Raw genomic sequence first — 19,761 nt, forward strand, 5'->3', positions numbered from 1 at the left:
TTTATGACTTTCTTTCAGGCTTATAACACTCTTTCTGTTTTATTTTCGAGGTTAATTTCAGCATAATTCATCATTCCAGGTTAAAATCCTCTGTACTTTACCCTTAATTTCTACGCCCAGATCATAGACTACATTACTCAGAACATACTCTCCATCATTGACAAAAATCTCGATCAAATTAGGATCCACGAAAATTTCCAAATCAGCTTTTTCACCTGCATCCGGAATCTGGCAATGCAGTTTTTTACTGTCTGTGTGAGGAAATACTCTTGTTCTGTCAGTACATATTGTTCTGCCTTTCATGGAGATCTGATATCCTCCGATGTCCAGACAGTCGCCGTTTTGGAGGGTTGTTTTTATGCAGAATGGGTTACTGCTGCGCAGGGCATCCTGGCTGGAAAGTGATCTGGAAAGGCCCTTTCGCACGTTTGGATGAACCCGAAAACAAACCTGTCCATTCTCAATTTCTACTACACGCGGCAGGCTCATCATACCGTTCCAAATTACCCGTTCTTCCGTTAGCAACTGACTTTTATCACTCTTTTTCAGATGATTTTTATCTGTTGACTGTGTGATTTTTTCTCTCTCATTTTCTTCTCTATCACTATTTTGCTCAAAAAATACAGCAGCTTTACTACTTTTCATTCCAGTCACAGCCTCTGGCATGCGGATCCAACCAATCATAACTCTTCTGCCATCCTTATCCAGATTGGTCTGCTGGGCGTAGAAGTCACCGCCGTAATCAATCAGCGAGTAGTTATCCTCCAGCTCCAGCCTGCCGGTTTCTGTATCAAAATCGGCAAGACAATAACCGGAAACAGCCTCATATTCTATCTTATCCCCACACCTGACAGGAGTCACCGGACAGCCTGTAAATATACGTTGTCCATCCACCTCAAACATATCCGGACACTCGATCACATATCCGTAATTCTTCATTCTGCACTGGGAAAGATAGCTCCAGTTTTCTCCGTCCTTGCTGGAATACAGAATTACTCTGCCGATTTCATGTTTGTATGTACTGCCAAGAATCATATAATAAACGCCATTTTCTTCCCATACTTTCGGATCTCTGGTATCCATGGAATCAGCAGTTTCATCATCTCTGATTACCGGAATGATCTGCTTTTTCCCATTCCAGTTATCGAAGTGAAAACCGTCTTCTGATATGATCATAACCTGGCTTTCCTCGTATTCTCCATCTGCCACATGGATATTTTCATCCTGTTCTTTCAGATAGCGATTTGCAGTATAATAGAGGTACATTTTCCCATCTTTCTCCACTGCACTTCCAGAAAAAACTCCGTTTCGGTCGTAATCCTTTGTTGGAAACAGGGCTATTTTCTCATGGCTCCAATGTACCAGATCATCGCTTACCGCATGTCCCCAATACATGGTTCCCCACATAGGTGCATAGGGAAAATGCTGATAAAAAAGATGATATCTGCCTTTAAAATATATAAATCCATTTGGATCATTGATCCAGTTTTCCGGTGCTTTTAAGTGTAAAAAATCCTGTCTCATGATATAATTTCTCCTGAAATTGTTTGAACTTTATGAGTTTATTTTGCACATTACGTGGAAAAATGTCAAGAGAAAAGGGACTATAACAGATGAATGTCACTTCATACGCAGCACGCATCTATTACAGTCCCTTATATATTCTCTTGTTACATTAATTTGAACCGCCTATTGCTTTTTCGATGTTTGAAGATCCAGCTTTCTTTGAAAACCTCCCCATAACACAAACAAATATTACATCTTCTTTATTACAATCTTTTTGCTTATGCCTCGTTTTACAAAAACCGTTTTGTAGCTCTTTGCCTTTTTCCTTGGGACGTAAACTTTCATCCTGAATGGAGTGCCTTTGAAGGCATTGGAGCCTACGTATTTGGCTTTCAGGCGGGAGGTGTAGATTCTCATTTCGTTTAACTTTTTGCAGCTATAAAAGCTTTGTTTTCCGATCGCTTTTACTGAACCGCCAATTTGTACGTAAGAGAGTTTCGTGCACTTATAAAAGGCATAGCTCTTAATCTGGATTACATTGTTTCCTATGATAGCCTTTTTCAGGTATTTATTGCTCTTGAATGCTTTGGAGGCTATTGAGGTTACTTTGTAATTCGCGCCCTTTAGGTTTACGCTGTCTGGAATTGTGACAGTGCTTACTTTTTTCTTTATCGGTTTTATATATTCTACCGTGTCGGTGGCGGTAACTTTATAATATCCGTTTGTCGCCGGATGTTTCACTGTTGTGCCCACTTTATATCCAGTCGGCGCAGGTGTGTTCGCCGATGTCGCCGCTGGCACCGGTGTATTTGTCGGCGTTGCTGTTGGCACCGGCGTATTCGTTGGCATTGGCACTGGCGTGTTCGTCGGTGTTGCCGTTGGCACCGGTGTGTTCATTGGCACTGGTGTGTTTGTCGGTACCGGTGTGTTCGTTGGCGTTGCCGTTGGCACTGGCGTGTTCGTTGGTACTGGTGTGTTTGTCGGCACTGGTGTGTTCGTCGGCGTTGCCGTTGGCACCGGTGTGTTCGTTGGTACTGGTGTGTTTGTCGGCACTGGCGTGTTTGTTGGCGTTGCCGTTGGCACCGGCGTATTCGTTGGTACTGGTGTGTTTGTTGGTACCGGTGTGTTCGTTGGCACTGGCGTGTTCGTTGGTACTGGTGTGTTTGTCGGTGTTGCCGTTGGCACCGGCGTATTCGTTGGTGTTGCCGTTGGCACCGGCGTATTCGTTGGCGTTGCTGTTGGCACCAGCGTATTCGTTGGCGTCGCCGTTGGCACCGGTGTGTTTGTCGGCGTCGCCGTCGCCGTTGGCACTGGCGTATTCGTTGGCGTTGCCGTCGGCACCGGCGTATTCGTAGGCGTTACCGTTGGCACCAGCGTATTCGTCGGTGTCGCCGTTGGCACTGGCGTATTCGTCGGTGTTGCCGTTGGCACCGGCGTATTCGTTGGCGTTGCCGTTGGCACCGGTGTGTTCGTTGGCGTTGCCGTTGGCACCGGCGTGTTTGTCGGCGTTGCCGTTGGCACCGGCGTATTCGTCGGTAAAACAACCAACTTCGGAATTTCTTCTTCGCGCTTGCTCTGGCACACCGTACAGGTATATGTCTTAATTCCTATACTTGAAGTGGTAGCCTCTTTCGTTATAACTCCGGCATCCCAGGTATGCGTATGCTCAGTTTCCCCGGAACCACCTTACGTTTCATCGTAAAAAACAACTGTAACCGTATATGTTATCTTCGTTACACCATCTGGTGCTGTCAGAACATACTGTACCGGATTTGTAAAATCATGAGATCTTCCACTGGTAAACTCATCTGCTACCGCTGTTCCTGTACCAGAACCATAATCAATATTCGGTGCCAGCCTGGTAACATCAGTTCCTTTTGGCAACCGCAGCGTAATCTTACGGTTCTCATTATCAATTTCCCCAACAACATCCTCTTTTAATTGGGAATTAAACGCCTTGTTAAGTACAAAACTATAAAATCTTGCCTCATTAGAAGCCGTCACTATAATTTTTATTGTGACTGGCAAAACTGCCTTTGTTCCTGTATCCACAATTTTATACTGTGACTCATAAATTCCCACTGGTGCAGTGACAGTTCCGGAAAAAGTAAAGTATTTGCTTCCATAAGAGCCTCCGCCAGGAACCGCAAAAACAGTTAAACCAGCTGGTAAATTCTCAGAAACAACCTGAGTTTCATACTTACCACTTCCACCTGTAACAAAGCCTGAATATATCCACTGCTCTTTTCCAGTTCCTGTAATCGCGTACAGCTCAGTATCTGTAATCGCCAATGGTTCTGTTACGCTCATTGTTCCAAGCACAGCGATCACGGCACCATATTCTCCTGGCAGCTTATCAGTCGCATAAGCAATAAGATCTTTTCCATTATCTGATGACTCTGTTATTCTGCCATTATCAATCACTGCCGATGAACCGCTTCCACTTCCAAGCGCCAAATGTATTCCATAAGTATTCAGATCAGCCCTTGTAATAACCGGCGATACTTTTCCATTGCTATATGTAATCTGAAGCTTCACTCCGGTCAGATCGAGTTTATCTCCAGCTACATAATTCAGTTTCTCAGGAGCTGCAAGCATAGTCAAAGCCGCTGGTGCATTCGCTGCAACCGTAATCGCCCACGGTATTTTTGCTCCAAAGTAATCAAAAGTAACCTGAGTATCCGAGGTTTTCAGTGCACCTGTTTTGTCATAGGTAAATCCACTGTAAATATAAGCTGCACGACCACCAATCGTCGCATACATACTGGCTCTGGATGGATTGAATACATCTCCTTCCACATAAGATTTCTTCGGCTGTCCTGATATTACAATGCTGCTGATATCACTGGTTTTTGGCGCAACAACTTCCATTGAATAAGCAACCTGTTTGCCCTTATATTCTACATAAACATGAGTAGTTCCTTCAGCAGAACTGTCAAAGCCGCTTATCATATCGGCTGTAATCTCAGAATAAGTTGTACCATTTATCAAAAGCCTGCCCCAATACCACGGTTTTTCTCCCACGTAACAGGAAGTCCAGTTGTTTTTTACCTCCAATGAAGTAATCTCCGGATTCTTCACCCGCTCTGGCAAACCATCCTCTGAAATCTTCCAGTCAGTTCCAAACTCCCAGCCCACGTAAGATTTGGAATCTTTCATCTGTGCCTCTGTGAGAAGTCCACCTGTTCCAATGGAAGCATCAGTTCCGCCGACAAGATTCCCCTCTCCACTCTTTCCATAACAGTTCAGCACATGTCCGCTTAAACCGTAAGAAGAGCTGAGTACATTATCAGCAGCAGTTCCACACATCTGTCCTACACGGTTGTTTGCTGCAGTTACTGTGATTTTTCCTGCATGGAGGCATTCTTTGAGCACACCGCCCATGCCCCCAAACTTCTGGATTTCTCCCGCAATTCCGCCCACATAGACCGGATATTCGTTTCCGTTTGTCTGGGTAACACGAATCGTACCGGTGCTGACACACTTGCTTATAGTACCAATGTTCAGACCTGCAATTCCACCTACCCAGCTTTTCATAGGAGCCATTGTCAAATTAACATTCAGCTTTGATGTGCAGCCAAAAATACTTCCGGCAAGTGCATTTTCACCTGCAATTCCGCCAAATTCCGGATATACAACAGCTCCGTTTCCGCCCATATATCCGCTGATTGTTCCTGTCACCATACAGTCTTCAATATTTCCTTCATTGTACTGTGTGATGACTCCCTGCACGTTCTGCATATCATCATCAAAATCTGCAGCTACGCGCAGATTCCTGATTTTCCCCTGATTCATGGCTATCAGAGGCTTCTTCAGTCCATAGATCGTATGTCCATTTCCATCCAGCGTTCCACCAAAATAAGAGATGGTAAAATTAATTCTTCCCTGTGTCTGAATATCTGAGGTCAGCTGATAATATGCACCCTGATTTTCCTCGATCAAATTCAGATCATCCAGAGAATCGATCTGATAAGGACTGCTGCTTGTACCATTTCCGCCAGCCGGTTTCACAGATGAAGTCCGGCTTCCTATTACACGATAAACAATTCCGCTTTCCCCATCAGATGGGACTGTAAATTTTCCATCCTTCAGTTTCACAAGGATCGCGGAAGCTGCCGGAATGGAATATTTTGAGCCACTGTCTCCGGAAAATATCGGAAATGCAGATGCCTTTTTTGCCGCTATCCGATCGCCTGGAAAACTGTATACACCAGAAGCTTCTCCTGCTGCCACAGCTGTATAAAAATCTGAAAGAAGTGTTTTAAACGGAATTCCTGTTACCTTCTCCAGATAAGCTTCACAGGTAAGGGAGGAAGCATCTACTGTATAAAATCTCGGCAACACAGCCATAGGCTCATAGCTTCCTGCCATACGGTCAATTACGTATCTGACAAACAGGTATGGCATTCCATAGTCCTGGGCAATATCATCGCGATAACTCTTATACATCAAGGAAGAGCCGTTACGAATAGCGGTACTTCCTGCAATTCCGTTCATCCAGCCATTTGTGTCCGTACCGCCCCACAGATAATCCATGACCGTTACTGCAAGACCTTCGTTTATCCACATATATTTCTCGGAGGCATTGAATTTTGTTTTCAGCCAGAATACTGCGTGCTGTCCCTCGTGAACCAGCAGACCGTTTCTTCTGGTCATTTCACCGGAAACATAGGATGCTGCCGCCGGAGTGTTGATATGGATTGCTGTAATTCCCTCATCATACTGAAACTGACCACTTGCGCCGCTTAAGGTTTCCAGCACAATAGAGAGTTTGCCGGATCCATCTTCCCAGGGAAGATCGCCTCCTGCCAGTGTTTTCAGGATTTGATAGGGCTGTCTGTCATAAATGCTCGCCATGTCTGATGCTATGAGAGATGTTTTTCCAGCGGCATCATAATCCGCTTTCATATTTTTGTCCATCCAGATATAGCAATGTTCACCAATCCCAATACATATATAGGTCTTGCCGCTGCCATTGCTTCTGTAAATATATTTCTCTTCTCCTATTGCATAAGTGGTAGTCGCTGCCTGGACGGATATACCATCGTCAGTCTCATCTGCTGATGTAATGGACGAAATAGCGCTTTTTTCCTTCAACGCAGTGACTGAGCTGGTGCTCCCTGCATTCAGCCCGGCCAGGCTTTGAGCTGCGGGAAGCTCACTTCCACTTGAAACTGACGCAGTACTTCCACTGTCATCAAAGATCAGTGTGCCTGCGCTCCTCGAATCAGATGTATCTGTATTAATAATCACTGCATACTCCCCAGTAAGTATTTCCCCGGCTTTTCCCTCTGTCACTGCAGCAAAAACATTTACACTTCCAAATATTCCCAGAAACAGAAGACAGATTCCCACCCACAGACCAATGGATTTTCTTTTTTTCATACACTCCTCCTGTAAAAAATTTCCTTTCCTACAGTTTACCATTTTTACATTCTGTACACTATGTTTTTTTCTGCACTTTTCTGGTTAATTTCAACAAAAAATGGGGCGAATGTATCGTTTCCGCTGATACATTGCCCCATTTATTTTCTTATTAAATTACTCTTCCTCAAACTCCAGATCCTTACGGCTCATCTCCTCAATCAGCTCTCTCTTCACCTCAAAAAGCTTCGGAGAAAGATCCACATAAACCTTCTGTGGGTTGGAGAATCGTCTGGACTCGTCCCAGAGAGTGCTCTGTTCTTTCTGGCAGATTGCGCGAAGTTCCATTACTGAAGGAGACGTATAAACGCGTTTTCCCTCCTTAATAACCGGAACCAGAAGCTCACGAACCTCGTAAGTACCGCCCAGAATCTTAGTTTTTTTCCAGGTGTCAACCGGGTCAAATACTACCATAGTTTCATCTGGGTTCAGTTTCTCGTCAGCAAGACAGATCAAATCAGCTTTAATCTTGCCTGTGGACTTGCTGTAAATACGATATACTGTCTTATTTCCAGGGTTTGTTACCTTAGCTGTGTTCTCAGAAAGCTTGATCTTCGGAACAAATTCACCTGTCTCAGGATTTTTCACTGCTGCCAGCTTGTATACACCGCCAAATGCCGGATTATCATTGGAAGTGATCAGACGTGTTCCAACGCCCCAGGAATTAATCTTGGCATCCTGGGCTTTCAAGCTCTCAATCAGATATTCATCAAGGTCACTGGATGCGGAAATGGTCGCATCATCAAAACCAGCTGCCGATAACATTTTATATGCCTCTTTGGAAAGGTAAGCAAGGTCACCGCTGTCGATACGGATACCATATTTTTTCAGCTGGATTCCCTCCTCCCGCATTTCCTCAAATACACGGATTGCATTGGGAACACCGGATTTCAGCACGTCGTAAGTGTCTACCAGAAGAATACATGCATCCGGATACATTCTTGCGTAGGTCTTGAATGCAGTGTACTCATCCGGGAAGCTCATGATCCAGGAATGTGCATGGGTTCCAAGCACTGGCACGTCAAACATCTGACCAGTAAGCACACAGGATGTTCCGACACAACCACCGATCACAGCTGCACGGGCTCCAAAAATACCAGCATCCGGTCCCTGGGCACGGCGAAGACCGAACTCCATGATTCCGTCACCTTTCGCCGCATAGCAGACACGTGCTGCCTTAGTAGCGATCAGGCTCTGATGGTTCATAATGTTCAAAATCGCAGTTTCCACCAGCTGAGCTTCCATAATCGGTGCTACCACTTTCACCATTGGCTCTCTTGGGAAAATAACAGTGCCTTCCGGGATGGCATAAATATCGCCGGTAAAATGGAAGGAGCGAAGATATTCCAGAAAATCCTCCTCAAAAATGGAAAGACCGCGAAGATATTCGATATCTGCGTCTGTAAATCTCAGATTCTCAATATATTCAATTACCTGCTCCAGTCCTGCACAGATAGCAAAACCGCCTCCGCATGGGTTATCACGGTAAAACATGTCGAATACGACAGTCTGGTCAGTTGGGTTCTTAAAATACCCCTGCATCATGGTAAGTTCATAGAGATCCGTGAGCAGAGTCAGGTTATTTGCTCTCATGTTTATTCTCCTTATTAATGAGGCCAGTCTGAGAACCAATTACCTGAATAATTTTAAACAGGCTCCAGACAGGCTGTTTAATTATAAAAATTTTATACGGTAACCATAGACTCACAGGAACAAAGCGAAGTAATTTCTTATAAAGTAAAAAAGTTTCTGGCACTACTACCTTAGAGTGTGTCGAAAAAAACTCCAAAAGCTTCCCGCCAGCGACCTATGCGATTCCGTATATTTTGCTTGATTATAACACATTCATCTCAAAATGCACAGGAAAAAGAAAAGCGAAATCTTAATTTTTCCCCGAAAAATCAAGGCTTCACAGAAATTGAATAAATTTTTAAAAAAATTTGAAAAAAGGGGTTGACTTTTATATATGCATTGATATATAATACAACATGTCGCAAGCGAGAAACGACTTGCTAAGACACATAGGGCTATCGCCAAATGGTAAGGCAACGGACTCTGACTCCGTCATTTCAAGGTTCGAATCCTTGTAGCCCTGCTAAGTGGAGCACCTCAGATGAGGTGCTTTTTTCGTATTATGAAAGTCCCGGAAGGCGTGTAGTTACTGGCTTTGCGGGACTTTTAAAATTTTTTCTGAAACGCTTTTTCGTGGCTCTGAAAGGCGATTTTTTCCTTATTTGGCTTACTGATTTTTACTACATTTTCGGTGGTTTTCAGATGTGATAGGTCAATTTGGGAGCGATTATAGGTCAATTTAAAATGACGTTGCTGCCAAAAGGTGCTGAAAACAGGAAAAATGAAGAAAATCGGCTAAAAATCGACAAAATTCTACTTTTTCTACCTTTTGCACAAAAAATTATGTTTACTTTTGTGATATTTTCGCCTCATAATCAAGACAGTTTCCACGCTTCAAGTGCACAAATCCATTTTAGTACTCCCACCGCTTATTCTTCTGTCCGAAAGCGAACCTTAATTGACTTACTTGGTCAGTTATATTTCGGCGTTTGCCTCACAGCCCTCGGATAATGTTCAAATAATCCTGTCTCTGGTCTACGACAGCATATATAATAACTTCCTTTCGGGCTTCATTAACTTTATAAAATACAAGGTCTTTTTCAAGAATCAATACCTTATAGCCCTGACGCTTTAATACCAGGTATCTTGGATCAATTCCAAGATCTGGATTTTCTCCCAGCTGTCGTATACGATCTTCTATTTCGTCTAACTTTTTCAATGCCACATCATTGCCGAAATTTTGTGCAATATATAATACAATCTTTCGCAGACCAGCATCTGCGGTATCAGTACGAACAATATTGTATTTCAAACTCAGCCCTCCTGCAGCATAGCACGTAAATCATCAAATGTTTCACTGATTGGCGCAACGCGACCATTCTTTACATCATCTTCTGCTTCAGTAAGGATTTCAAGCAATTCTATTCTTGATTTCATGTTCTTGTACTCTTCATAGGACAGAGACACTGTATCGCCTCTTCCATTTACAGTTATGATAACAGCTTCTTTTCCCTCACGGCACTGCTTTGAGATTTCATTATAATGATTTCTTAAATCCGCTGATGGTCTGATAGTTTCCTGCATAGCAAACATAATACGCACCTCCTGTTGTTATATATGAAAATTATATCATTTAATGTCTATACTTTCAACTTCTTAGTCAATTCCATTCATAAATTTTAGAATTCTTCATTTGTTCTAGCACCCCAAAAGGGGATGTCGATTAATACCTCATTTCGACATCCCCAGTAGTAATTGAACATAGAATTTTCTCTTCTTCTCTTACATCACAACTTTTTTGTCTCCACGGAAATCAGCCTTAGACACTTCTATAACTTTTTCTATAACATGGCTTCCGTAACATTTCTTATACTGCCCTTTTACTTTATTTTCTGCTCCCTTGTCTGAGTAAGCCCACACATCCTCTTCAAAGTCGTAAGCTGCGTTTATAGGGTAATATGGTGGTATTCGATTGATCTTTACTCGAAAATATTTTTTGTTCTCTTCTCCATCACTTTTAGCTCATTTCCTATACTCCCAATCAACCCACGCATAGTCCAGATAGCGTTCAGCCTCTTTTATCATTCTCTAGCGCCTTTGCCCTGTACCGCTGATCCGCTGATATACAGGTGCTTTCCTTTCTCTTAGCTGTATCTTATAAATACAATAGAGTTGCCGTACCTCCTGCATTACCGTAGGTTTTCCCACGTTTCATCACTTTCTGTTTGCATTTACCTTAATTTAATCTTTCTTTGTACCGCCGAGAACATTACCGATTGTATCTGCAACCTTACCCAGCAGCTCAAATAACAGCTCCCATGAAAAATCCATTGGCATAGCTCCTTTCTCTGATATATTTGAACGTGAAAAAAGGGGATGTGAAAAAACTCGATTGAGTTTTTTCACATCCCCAAAAAATGTTCGAAAATTACCCCTGGTATATCAGAAGTTCCTGTACTGCTTCTTTTCGAAGTTTCTCCTCTTCTACTGTCCTCTGTTTTCTTTCTTTATCCATGTAGCAAACTTCATATACAACTGGATTAAAAGATGTGACTTTCATATAAGCAGTGAGTGATAACGGAATAGATGCTACATCTTCTTCCAGATAATGGTCTCCAAGCTCACGGAGAATATCTGCGATTTTATCAATGTCTTCTGTATTTCCAACTTCTACCGTAAACGGTTCACGGTCATACAGTTCTTCATCGTTTTCAATATATTCCATTCCCGGGACACAGGAGATGTCTATTGACTCAATATTCTGCAGGAGTAAAAATGAACCGTTATGATATACTACTTTAAATCCAAAGCAGCACGGATCCTTTGGCTCAAGGGAAATTTCAAATTCATAATCATCCCCGTCGTAAACAACATCCACAAACGGGATCATAAAATTGTATACACGATCATACAGATATATCCGACTGCATATCTTCCACTGCGTTCTGTCAGTACCATCTTGCTTCGTTCAAGTTTAAATCCATTTTTGCCTTTCGTATATGTGCAGGTAATACCTGTTCCTTCATCGTCAGCACTTGAAAAATACAATTTCTTTCCATAAGAAAATCTGTAGATGAGATATCTTGACGATTTCGCAACCTGTTTGTAACGTCCGGAAACTTTTTGATACAATACCGTATTAAGTGTATTGTCATTATGCTTTTCCATATAGGTTCTGCCATTTGATTTGAACGTCCGCGATGATGCCTGCACCGTTGTCGTCCTGACATTGGTTATCGCAAAACATCCCAGAACCATAAACAATAACAACAGACATAGTTTCAAATGCTTCCTCTTTGTGTTTTTCATTTTCTTTTTTCTTTTTCGTATTCTTTCAGTTCTTTCAGAGCCTTCTCACCCTGTGGGTAAAGAATGATGATATTAAAGATCGTCATCAGTCCGATTCCAACATCACCAAGATCCCACACAAATGTATATGCTGCAAGGCCGCCGATGAACAGCATCACAAGCGCCAGTACTTTGTATGCAGTCTGTGAAGCCCAGTTATCTCCGAAAAGATATGCAACATTGCATCTCGCATAAAAAAGGATGCCCAGAAACGTCGAAAAACTGAATAAAAACAGCGTCGCCGCAATAAAGATCACACCAAAACGGCCAAGATGATGTTCCATTGCTGTCTGCAGAAGATCCATTCCGGAAAGTCCTGTAACTTTTTCTTCCGGCGCAAGCAGCATGATAAATGCTGTACAGCTGCAGATCACAATCGTATCCACAAATACCCCGAGCGCCTGTACCAATCCGGCTTTGACCGGCTGGTCACATTCTGCCGCTGCTGCCGCACACGGAGCAGATCCGGAACCTGCTTCATTCGAAAACAGTCCACGTTTGATTCCATTCATTAGGACTGCGCCAAAACCGCCGGCTGCTGCCTGTCGGAATCCAAATGCTTCCTCAAAAATTCTTGCAAAAACACCCGGCAAACTTCCAAGATTCATCACAATGATCAGAATCGTGATTGCAAAATAGCATACCGCCATGACCGGCACTACCATATCCAGGATCTTAACTGTCGCATCTTTACGAAGCACTATCACAGCAGCCACAGCAACAAGTACTACCGTCATATAGATCGGCGGAATGGAAAATGCATTTTTAAATGAAGAAACAACAGAATTGCTGATCACTTGACTGATACCGCACCAGCAGATCAGACCGGAGATTGCAAACAACACAGAAATCACCACTTTGTTTCTCTTTTTCTTCTGTTTTTCTTCTACATATGCATGAATATAATACGCCGGACCGCCGCGGTAACCTCCGTACAGCGGATCTTTTTCTTTATAAAGCTGTGCCAGTGTCGCTTCTATAAAAGCTGTTGATGAACCGATAATTGCCGTCACCCACATCCAGAAAACCGCACCGGCGCCGCCTGCCGAAATTGCCGCAACAACACCGACCAGATTTCCCATACCGACACGGGTTGCCGTCGAAACGATCAGTGTCTGAAATGAAGACAGACTGTTTTTTTCTTGTTTCTTCTCAACCAGTGCCTGCACCATATCCGGGAACAGGCGAATCGGCAGAAAACGCGTCCGAACCGTAAAATAAATTCCTGTAGGAATCAGTAATATAATCAGAAGCGAAATCCCCAGAGTGCTGCCGCCCGGCAGTGGAATCTGCACCAGATCTCCCCACAGAAAACTATATACTTTCTCAATCAGAGTAACTATCATACTTTAAACCCTCTTCCATACTCACAACATCCGGGATACATGCTGCTCACGTCATCTACAACAGCCTGATTCCCGGACAGATACCATAATAGTATAGCCCATATTAACCTTTAAACGCAAGTACTTTTAGGGTTTAAAGTCAAAAACTTTAAATAATTAAATCTTTCACCTTACCAAAACTGTTCACATATATCCAGTGTAAACTTTCTTGCTTCCTCTACCGCCATATTCATATCCGCCGGCGAAACTCTTCCTTTTAATAAAATCACATCATCTTATTTGTCGTTGAAAATAAATAGTTTATTTACTGGCAATCAAGCTTTCAACTATGTTTGAAGCCTACAGCATCGTTTAACATGGAATTTCATCAAGTATTGTTTGCATTATCTAAATACCATTGGTTCACTGGTAACATTCCGCGAGGTGTTTTTTGTGAACAAAGTTCACAGAAAACCCGAGAGTTGCGGCGCGGGGACTTATTTCACATCCCCTTTTTTCGTATTACTACATCTTTTAAATTTCCAGCAGTTCTTCACTTTTACAGCCGATTTCTCTTGCCAGACTTAACACATCAATCGCCCTTGTATGGTTGATATCCCTCTGACGCTGTTCAAAAAGCTGGATCTGACGAAGTGCCACACCACTCCTCTTTGCCAGCTCGCTCTGGGACAGACCGGATAACATCCGAAGCCGCTTCAAATTGGTTTCCACATAGTACTGATCCCATTTTTCATTTATGGTTTCTACAAATCTGGAAATATCCATTTCGTGATAAACTGGATACATGTTTAAAATCTCTTCGATTGAGACCGCATGATAGATTTTTATGAAGCTTCGCCCTGTGTACCATTGATAATAGGCCAGTGCCCAACCACACCAGTACTCCGGAGATTTATCCAGATACATTTCATCTTCCAGTTCTGGAATCAACAGACCTGATTTCCGAATTACTTCTTTTACCAGTTCACACCCGGTCTTTCCTGCCACATAAGTCGGATTTCCTGTCTGAAACTGCATTGACACATCCGATACCAGAAACATCTCATAAAACTGATTCGGAGAAAACTCATACGTATTTACCGCATAATCCATCATATCTCCAAGTATTTTTTGTGCATTATTCAAATAATCTTCAGAATAAGCGTGGATCATCATTTTCCATTTCCTCTCGCATAATATCCAATATAAACAGTTCGTTTAAATCTGCTTTCTGTCGTTTACTCATTCGATATTCTTTTCTGGTGGCACGCTCCCGCTCTATTTTCTTTATATAGTACGCCTGCATGTCAACCAGTTCACTTTTTACATATTGGATTTTTTCAAATGCCTGCGGACTTTTCAAGACAATCTGCTCACCAAGTTTCCCAAGCTGCATAGCTTCCGAAAGCTTCTGTAACGAGATTACCCCTGCCACAAAATCCTGTGCAAACGAAAAATAAGAATCATCCGCCCGATATCCTATGATCACATCATATTCTGAAATATCCAGCAAAAAATGTTCTTTCAGATATCTTTTCCCCTCTTCTGCAATGCTTCCATTCTGCCAGTATGTCCTATTGGCAGCCAATAATGCAAGCCAATTTAAAATATTATACTTGCCATTATTCAGATTCAGCACCCGAAGCCCTTCCAAATCCAGCTTATATTGATTGACATATCCATTTGTCTGTTTTGCACATGCCCATTCTCTCGCCAGTTCTATTTCCTCGGTACAGTAAAATCCTCTTCCGTAATCATTATTTCTTGCACCTTTTCCATATTCCGGTTTTTCCAGAATGATCTGTGAGCCATGGTATAACGTTCTTTCCATCTCATCACCCCTTTTACTTTATTGTATCTCTTGTGCGATATAGTTTCAAGTATTTTCTTTACCGTTATTTTGACTTTTAGGGTCTACCCACGCCATTCACCCTCACGTCCAGTTTTATCTTCCACCTGGATAGAAGCCTTGTTATTTTCCGGAAGTTTTCTGACTTCTGACAGTAATTTTTCATCCTGCCAGTCGCTCCGTCCCTGTTCTTCCAGTTCCATGTCATACAATTTTCTTATCATGCTGTCCATAATGTTCCGAACCTGCTCTGGTTCCAATTCTCCCTTCTATGAGCATATCTAAATATTTACACCTTGTTACAGATTTGAAGATATAAAAAAAGAGACCAGAATTCAAATTTCCAGTCTCTTCCATTCTTCTATAATCACTCAAAAAACTACGAACATTTTGTTTTAACAAATGCAATAATGTCGTCATTTTTCTTCATGTGCTTTCTCGACTCCAGCCGCCTCTGTGGATACAAGAGAGTGCAGCCGATGCTTTGAATACGGATTGCAAAATCAAGCCATTTATTGTTCATTTTTACGCCTCTCAATAGCTGTAATTCTTTACCTGGAACAGGTTACTTCTCCATCCTCTTTGCTATAGTCAAACTTCCCATCATTTTTCTCTTCCAAAGCTTTTATCATATGGTAGGTATATTCATTATACGGCGTAGGAATCCCAAGTTCCCGCCCCATGCGGACCAACGCGCCTGAGAACATATCAATCTCCGTATGGCGTCCCGCATCCAGATCCTGCAATGTGGAATATCTGGCTGATGGGGGAACGGCACTTCCATGTCCAGAGGATGCAGCAGCCTTACTTATATCGATTCCTTTTGCAGAAGCAATGGCTTCCAGTTCTCTTCTAAGTCCGTCGCTGATTGCTTTCATATGAACGCTGTCCTGGTAACAGCCAACTCCTGCCCCTAGAATTGCCTGGGGCAGATTATTGCATACATTCAGCCGGAATTTGCTCCACATTTCTTCCCTGATATATTCTGTAGAGCGATAATGCAGTCCGGTATCTGCAAAAAGAGCCTCAATGGCCTGCACACGTTCACTGTCATAGGGTGCGCAAGGCTCTCCGAAAATAATGCCAATGGTGGTTTCCGGGTTAAAACAATATCCATTTTCCTCTTTATGGGAAGCAACTTTTATTACCGAATAGATCACATGGGAAGCTCCAATTTCATCGGAAATCAATTTCTCACTGTCCACGCCGTTCATAAGACTCATGACCGTGGTATTCTCTCCTGTAACCTGGCGGATGCTGTCCATTGCACCTGGCAGCGCTCCATATTTCAAAGATACGATCAGCAGGTCTATCCCTTTTGCTTCCTGGGGTGTCCATACTTCCGGATGATAAACCTCATCATTGATCGTGCAGCCTTTTTTCAATTTCTCCGCACGCTTACCCTCTGCAAGAACTCCCAGCCGGATATCCTTCCGCCTGGAAAGCCCCCATATCACATAAGACCCAACCGCACCTGCGCCAAGAACTGCAACTGTTTTTATCTTCATTGTCTTAACCTCCCATGTATATTTTCCCTTCTAGACAGATATTACTATTTTATCATTATCTGATAAAAACTCCATACAAAAATTCTTGCTTTTTTCTACTTGACTCCACAATCCAGGCGGTCTATTCTTTAAATAGACATAAGATTGAGAATCTTTTCGCAACATATTTTACCATTTATTTTTTGGGGGATTTTTTCATATGAAGGTTGTCATCGCAATTGATTCTTTAAAGGGAAGCTTAAGCTCAATAGAAGCCGGAATGGCCATCAGGGAAGGAGTTCTTCGGGCAAAGCCGGATGCAGAAGTCATCGTAAAACCTCTCGCAGACGGCGGAGAGGGCACTACGGACGCCTTGATCGAAGGCATGAACGGAGAGCGGATCGATCTGACCGTCACCGGACCCATGCACACTCCGGTCAAGGCTCATTATGGATATCTGAAAGACAGCAATACCGCTGTCATGGAAATGGCTTCCGCTGCCGGAATCACACTGGTTCCAGATGATGCAAAGGATCCTCTTCTTGCTACCAGCTACGGTGTGGGCGAAATGATAAACCATGCCCTCCAAAAGGGTTGCCGCAATTTTATCATTGGAATCGGCGGAAGCGCCACCAACGACGGCGGCATCGGTATGTTAAAAGCTCTTGGCGTACGTTTTTTGGATGAAAATGATGTGGATGCAGGCGAAGGCGGACAGGCACTGGCGAAGGTTTCCAGAATCGACATTTCCGGCCTGAATCCGCTTTTAAGAGAAGCTCATATTCAGGTGGCATGCGATGTGAATAACCCTCTTTGCGGGGAAATTGGTTCCACATATGTTTACGGTCCGCAAAAAGGTGTGACAGAAAATCAGAAAAAGCAATTAGATGAAGATATGGCACATTTTGCGCAAATCACTTCCCAAGCTCTGGGAACGGATTACTGCAATACCCCTGGTGCCGGTGCTGCCGGAGGGCTTGGCTTCGCCTTTCTCTCCTACCTGGGGGCGACGCTGACGCCTGGGATCGAACTGATTCTGAATGCTGTAGGACTGAAGCAGGAACTTTCTGATGCGGACGTGGTAGTCACCGGTGAAGGCCGCCTGGATTTTCAGACAGCCATGGGAAAAGCCCCTGTAGGCGTGGCAAAGCTGGCAAAAAAGCACCATGCAAAGGTTATCGCATTTGCCGGAAGTGTCACAAAGGAAGCTGCCGCCTGCAATAAAGAGGGAATTGATGCTTTTTTTCCAATTTTACGAAATGTCTGCACACTTGCGGAGGCTATGGATCCTGCCACTGCAAAAAACAATATGACTGCCACTGCCGAGCAGGTCTTCCGGCTGCTTTAAGCGATATAATGGTTTAATTCTGGCTGTAAACCGAATTAAACCATTATATCGCCTTTCTCCATTTATCCTATTAAAACTTTCTTCCCCTCAAACGCAAACCCATAATGCCTGATCCGCTCCTGTGTAATCCCCAGTGCCAGAAGCTCTGCATCGTATTTTTTCTCTATTATCTGATCGAGTGCAGATTCCACAGTATCTTCAAGTGTTTTTTCCGAATCTGGCTCACGCACCTTAAATTCCAAAATAATTGCATTATCCCGCTTGCTCTTGGGAAGCAGCATTACATCATATCTTCCAAAACCACTTTCTCTGTTAGAACGAACAGCATAACGATCTCTGATTTCTATCAGAAGCCCCAGCACAAATCCATGGTAAAAACGTTCCGGTTGTGTTCTCTCAGAGACATATTTTCCAACATCAAAGCTGCTGAACGTTGCAAGTGCAACATCATTCATATACAGATTCATAGCCTTAACATTTCCCTCAAGTAAGGCTCTGATAAATTCATTATAATTTGATGCTACCGGAGCAAACCATCCTTTAAACATATTAGAAAACATGCTTACCGTTTCCAGATTTGTTATATCCAGATGATACCATGGCTCCAGCGTCATTCCCCGATATTCCACGTCCTCCACTTTCAAATACCCACTTGCCACAAGCAGACTCCATATTGCACTTTCATCCTGCTCTAACTGGCTGAATACACCCTGCTCATCAAAGCTGACAGTAATCAGTTCTCCATTTAAAAGCCTTTCCATCTGCTTTTTCATGTCAGCCGAAGCCGTCTGGATTAATTTGCTGATAAGTGCATTAGAACTTGTTGCCGCCCAATATGGCTTTAGTTTCTTTTCCTTCAGATAATTCGTAATTGACCAGGGATTGTAAATATCCCGCCTCTGACCAAAAATAAATCCATCATACCACTGTTTTACTATCTGTTTTTTCTCAGACATTCCAAACGCATCTAAGGCTGAAAAGACCTCTTCTTCTGTAAAACCGAAGCAATCTGCATACTGCTCTGATGTAGTCGTAATCACCGCAAGATTATTTAAGTCCGAAAATACGGATTCTTTTGACACACGGGTAATCCCAGTCATCACCGCTCTTTCCAGATAAGGATTTGTTTTAAAGGCTGCATTAAAAAGCCCCCTCATAAATCCAATAAATTCATCCCAATATCCATGTATATACGCTTCCTGCATGGGCGTATCATATTCATCCAGAAAAATCAAAACCTTTTTTCCATATAATAATTTTAAGTATTTGGAGAGATTTTTCAGCGCATCCTGTGCTGTCACATCATTCATTTCTTCCGTGACAGACAATATATTCTGCTTCTCGCTTTCAGAAAAGCACTCCTGCTGTTCCAAATAGCGATGCTGTCTATACACATCCACAATAATATTTTTAATCTTCTGAACCGCATCCTCATAATTATTCTGCTTCACATCTGCAAAGCTAATAAAAATCACCGGATAGGTTCCCTGCAGCTCGCGATATTTCTCCTCTTCCCAAATGGAAAGTCCCTCAAAAAGGTCTCCTCTTTCTGCATACTGTCTTGAAAAAAAACAGTTCAACATACTCATATTCAGTGTTTTTCCAAATCTCCTCGGACGGGTAATAAGGGTAATATCATCTGCATTTTTCCACCACTGCCTGATGAAATCCGTTTTATCAATATAAAAATAGTGGTTTTCTCTTAAAGAAACATAATCCTGTTTTCCAATACTGATAACCTGTCCCATACCTCACCCTCGCTTTCAAATGCTACGTCTCAAATTAATTCTCGTGGAACCGCGAACTCCGCCTGCGGCTACGTTTGCGTAGCGTAATAATTTGATGCTACGCCTTAAATTATTACTTCATTATACACTATCATCTGAATGCTTTACAAGAACA

At 42.8% G+C, this 19,761-nt stretch carries 16 protein-coding genes and 1 tRNA gene; 2 read left to right on the top strand and 15 right to left on the bottom strand.

Annotation, left to right across the window (positions count from 1 at the left end; translation table 11 throughout):
- Positions 1-57: 57 nt before the first annotated feature.
- The 5 genes from AB5642_RS05855 to AB5642_RS05875 form a co-directional block, all read right to left on the bottom strand.
- Complete coding sequence (locus tag AB5642_RS05855; RefSeq protein WP_173736163.1) at positions 58-1,524, bottom strand: glycoside hydrolase family 32 protein; 1,467 nt, start codon at positions 1,522-1,524, stop codon at positions 58-60.
- A gap of 231 nt (positions 1,525-1,755) precedes the next feature.
- Positions 1,756-2,337: a leucine-rich repeat domain-containing protein gene (locus AB5642_RS05860; RefSeq protein WP_368371493.1), complete on the bottom strand. Its 582-nt coding sequence runs from the start codon at positions 2,335-2,337 to the stop codon at positions 1,756-1,758.
- Positions 2,261-3,088 carry a hypothetical protein gene (locus AB5642_RS05865; protein ID WP_368371494.1) on the bottom strand — a complete coding sequence of 276 codons (828 nt, stop codon included), beginning with the start codon at positions 3,086-3,088 and terminating at the stop codon, positions 2,261-2,263. The genes AB5642_RS05860 and AB5642_RS05865 overlap by 77 nt, the downstream gene beginning before the upstream one ends.
- 104 nt (positions 3,089-3,192) lie before the next feature.
- Positions 3,193-6,891, bottom strand: coding sequence for a hypothetical protein (locus AB5642_RS05870; RefSeq protein WP_368371495.1), 3,699 nt, complete (start codon positions 6,889-6,891; stop codon positions 3,193-3,195).
- Between the two features lie 156 nt (positions 6,892-7,047).
- The gene (locus tag AB5642_RS05875) at positions 7,048-8,523 is read right to left on the bottom strand and encodes a nicotinate phosphoribosyltransferase (protein WP_118583227.1); all 1,476 of its coding nucleotides are present in this window, start codon (positions 8,521-8,523) and stop codon (positions 7,048-7,050) included.
- Between the two features lie 430 nt (positions 8,524-8,953).
- On the opposite strand from AB5642_RS05875, the gene AB5642_RS05880 reads away from it, so the two are divergent.
- Positions 8,954-9,025 (top strand) — tRNA-Gln (locus tag AB5642_RS05880).
- Positions 9,026-9,496: 471 nt separating this feature from the next.
- Here AB5642_RS05880 and AB5642_RS05885 read toward each other — a convergent pair.
- The 9 genes from AB5642_RS05885 to AB5642_RS05925 all read right to left on the bottom strand — a co-directional run bounded on the left by AB5642_RS05885 (position 9,497) and on the right by AB5642_RS05925 (position 16,532).
- A complete protein-coding gene (locus AB5642_RS05885; protein WP_118583223.1) occupies positions 9,497-9,814 on the bottom strand; it encodes a type II toxin-antitoxin system RelE/ParE family toxin in 318 nt (105 codons plus the stop codon).
- Between the two features lie 2 nt (positions 9,815-9,816).
- Complete coding sequence (locus AB5642_RS05890; RefSeq protein WP_118583221.1) at positions 9,817-10,095, bottom strand: type II toxin-antitoxin system Phd/YefM family antitoxin; 279 nt, start codon at positions 10,093-10,095, stop codon at positions 9,817-9,819.
- 835 nt (positions 10,096-10,930) lie between these two features.
- On the bottom strand, positions 10,931-11,392 hold the full coding sequence (locus tag AB5642_RS05895) for a hypothetical protein (protein WP_118583219.1): 462 nt from the start codon (positions 11,390-11,392) through the stop codon (positions 10,931-10,933).
- Complete coding sequence (locus AB5642_RS05900) at positions 11,389-11,670, bottom strand: hypothetical protein (RefSeq protein WP_118583217.1); 282 nt, start codon at positions 11,668-11,670, stop codon at positions 11,389-11,391. The genes AB5642_RS05895 and AB5642_RS05900 overlap by 4 nt, the downstream gene beginning before the upstream one ends.
- Before the next feature lie 137 nt (positions 11,671-11,807).
- A complete protein-coding gene (locus tag AB5642_RS05905) occupies positions 11,808-13,196 on the bottom strand; it encodes an alanine/glycine:cation symporter family protein (RefSeq protein ID WP_055174131.1) in 1,389 nt (462 codons plus the stop codon).
- Between the two features lie 513 nt (positions 13,197-13,709).
- Positions 13,710-14,351, bottom strand: coding sequence for a helix-turn-helix domain-containing protein (locus tag AB5642_RS05910; protein WP_195992626.1), 642 nt, complete (start codon positions 14,349-14,351; stop codon positions 13,710-13,712).
- Positions 14,329-15,006 carry a DUF3990 domain-containing protein gene (locus tag AB5642_RS05915; RefSeq protein WP_195391711.1) on the bottom strand — a complete coding sequence of 226 codons (678 nt, stop codon included), beginning with the start codon at positions 15,004-15,006 and terminating at the stop codon, positions 14,329-14,331. Before AB5642_RS05915 ends, AB5642_RS05910 begins: the two co-directional genes overlap by 23 nt.
- A gap of 83 nt (positions 15,007-15,089) precedes the next feature.
- On the bottom strand, positions 15,090-15,284 hold the full coding sequence (locus tag AB5642_RS05920) for a hypothetical protein (protein ID WP_187565841.1): 195 nt from the start codon (positions 15,282-15,284) through the stop codon (positions 15,090-15,092).
- A gap of 291 nt (positions 15,285-15,575) precedes the next feature.
- The gene (locus AB5642_RS05925) at positions 15,576-16,532 is read right to left on the bottom strand and encodes a ketopantoate reductase family protein (protein WP_118583213.1); all 957 of its coding nucleotides are present in this window, start codon (positions 16,530-16,532) and stop codon (positions 15,576-15,578) included.
- A 199-nt stretch (positions 16,533-16,731) separates the two neighbouring features.
- Here AB5642_RS05925 and AB5642_RS05930 point away from each other — a divergent pair, with 199 nt between their 5' ends.
- Entirely contained in the window at positions 16,732-17,859 is a 1,128-nt protein-coding gene (locus tag AB5642_RS05930) for a glycerate kinase (protein WP_195391712.1), read from the top strand.
- 62 nt (positions 17,860-17,921) lie between these two features.
- Here the strand turns inward: AB5642_RS05930 and AB5642_RS05935 are convergent, their stop codons facing one another.
- Positions 17,922-19,607: an AAA family ATPase gene (locus AB5642_RS05935; RefSeq protein ID WP_195391713.1), complete on the bottom strand. Its 1,686-nt coding sequence runs from the start codon at positions 19,605-19,607 to the stop codon at positions 17,922-17,924.
- Positions 19,608-19,761 lie beyond the last annotated feature (154 nt).

This window comes from Ruminococcus sp. 1001136sp1_2201st1_G3_2201SCRN_220225, assembly GCF_040924365.1.
In the GTDB taxonomy this organism is placed as follows: Bacteria; Bacillota; Clostridia; order Lachnospirales; family Lachnospiraceae; genus Blautia_A; species Blautia_A faecis.

What these genes read in the sequence shown, in the direction of transcription:
- AB5642_RS05855 (WP_173736163.1), bottom strand. Translation starts at nt 1,524, where the DNA reads ATGAGACAGGATTTTTTACACTTAAAAGCACCGGAAAACTGGATCAAT.
- AB5642_RS05870 (WP_368371495.1), bottom strand. Translation starts at nt 6,891, where the DNA reads ATGAAAAAAAGAAAATCCATTGGTCTGTGGGTGGGAATCTGTCTTCTG.
- AB5642_RS05875 (WP_118583227.1), bottom strand. Translation starts at nt 8,523, where the DNA reads ATGAGAGCAAATAACCTGACTCTGCTCACGGATCTCTATGAACTTACC.
- AB5642_RS05890 (WP_118583221.1), bottom strand. Translation starts at nt 10,095, where the DNA reads ATGTTTGCTATGCAGGAAACTATCAGACCATCAGCGGATTTAAGAAAT.
- AB5642_RS05895 (WP_118583219.1), bottom strand. Translation starts at nt 11,392, where the DNA reads ATGATCCCGTTTGTGGATGTTGTTTACGACGGGGATGATTATGAATTT.
- AB5642_RS05900 (WP_118583217.1), bottom strand. Translation starts at nt 11,670, where the DNA reads ATGGAAAAGCATAATGACAATACACTTAATACGGTATTGTATCAAAAA.
- AB5642_RS05905 (WP_055174131.1), bottom strand. Translation starts at nt 13,196, where the DNA reads ATGATAGTTACTCTGATTGAGAAAGTATATAGTTTTCTGTGGGGAGAT.
- AB5642_RS05910 (WP_195992626.1), bottom strand. Translation starts at nt 14,351, where the DNA reads ATGATGATCCACGCTTATTCTGAAGATTATTTGAATAATGCACAAAAA.
- AB5642_RS05915 (WP_195391711.1), bottom strand. Translation starts at nt 15,006, where the DNA reads ATGGAAAGAACGTTATACCATGGCTCACAGATCATTCTGGAAAAACCG.
- AB5642_RS05925 (WP_118583213.1), bottom strand. Translation starts at nt 16,532, where the DNA reads ATGAAGATAAAAACAGTTGCAGTTCTTGGCGCAGGTGCGGTTGGGTCT.
- AB5642_RS05930 (WP_195391712.1), top strand. Translation starts at nt 16,732, where the DNA reads ATGAAGGTTGTCATCGCAATTGATTCTTTAAAGGGAAGCTTAAGCTCA.
- AB5642_RS05935 (WP_195391713.1), bottom strand. Translation starts at nt 19,607, where the DNA reads ATGGGACAGGTTATCAGTATTGGAAAACAGGATTATGTTTCTTTAAGA.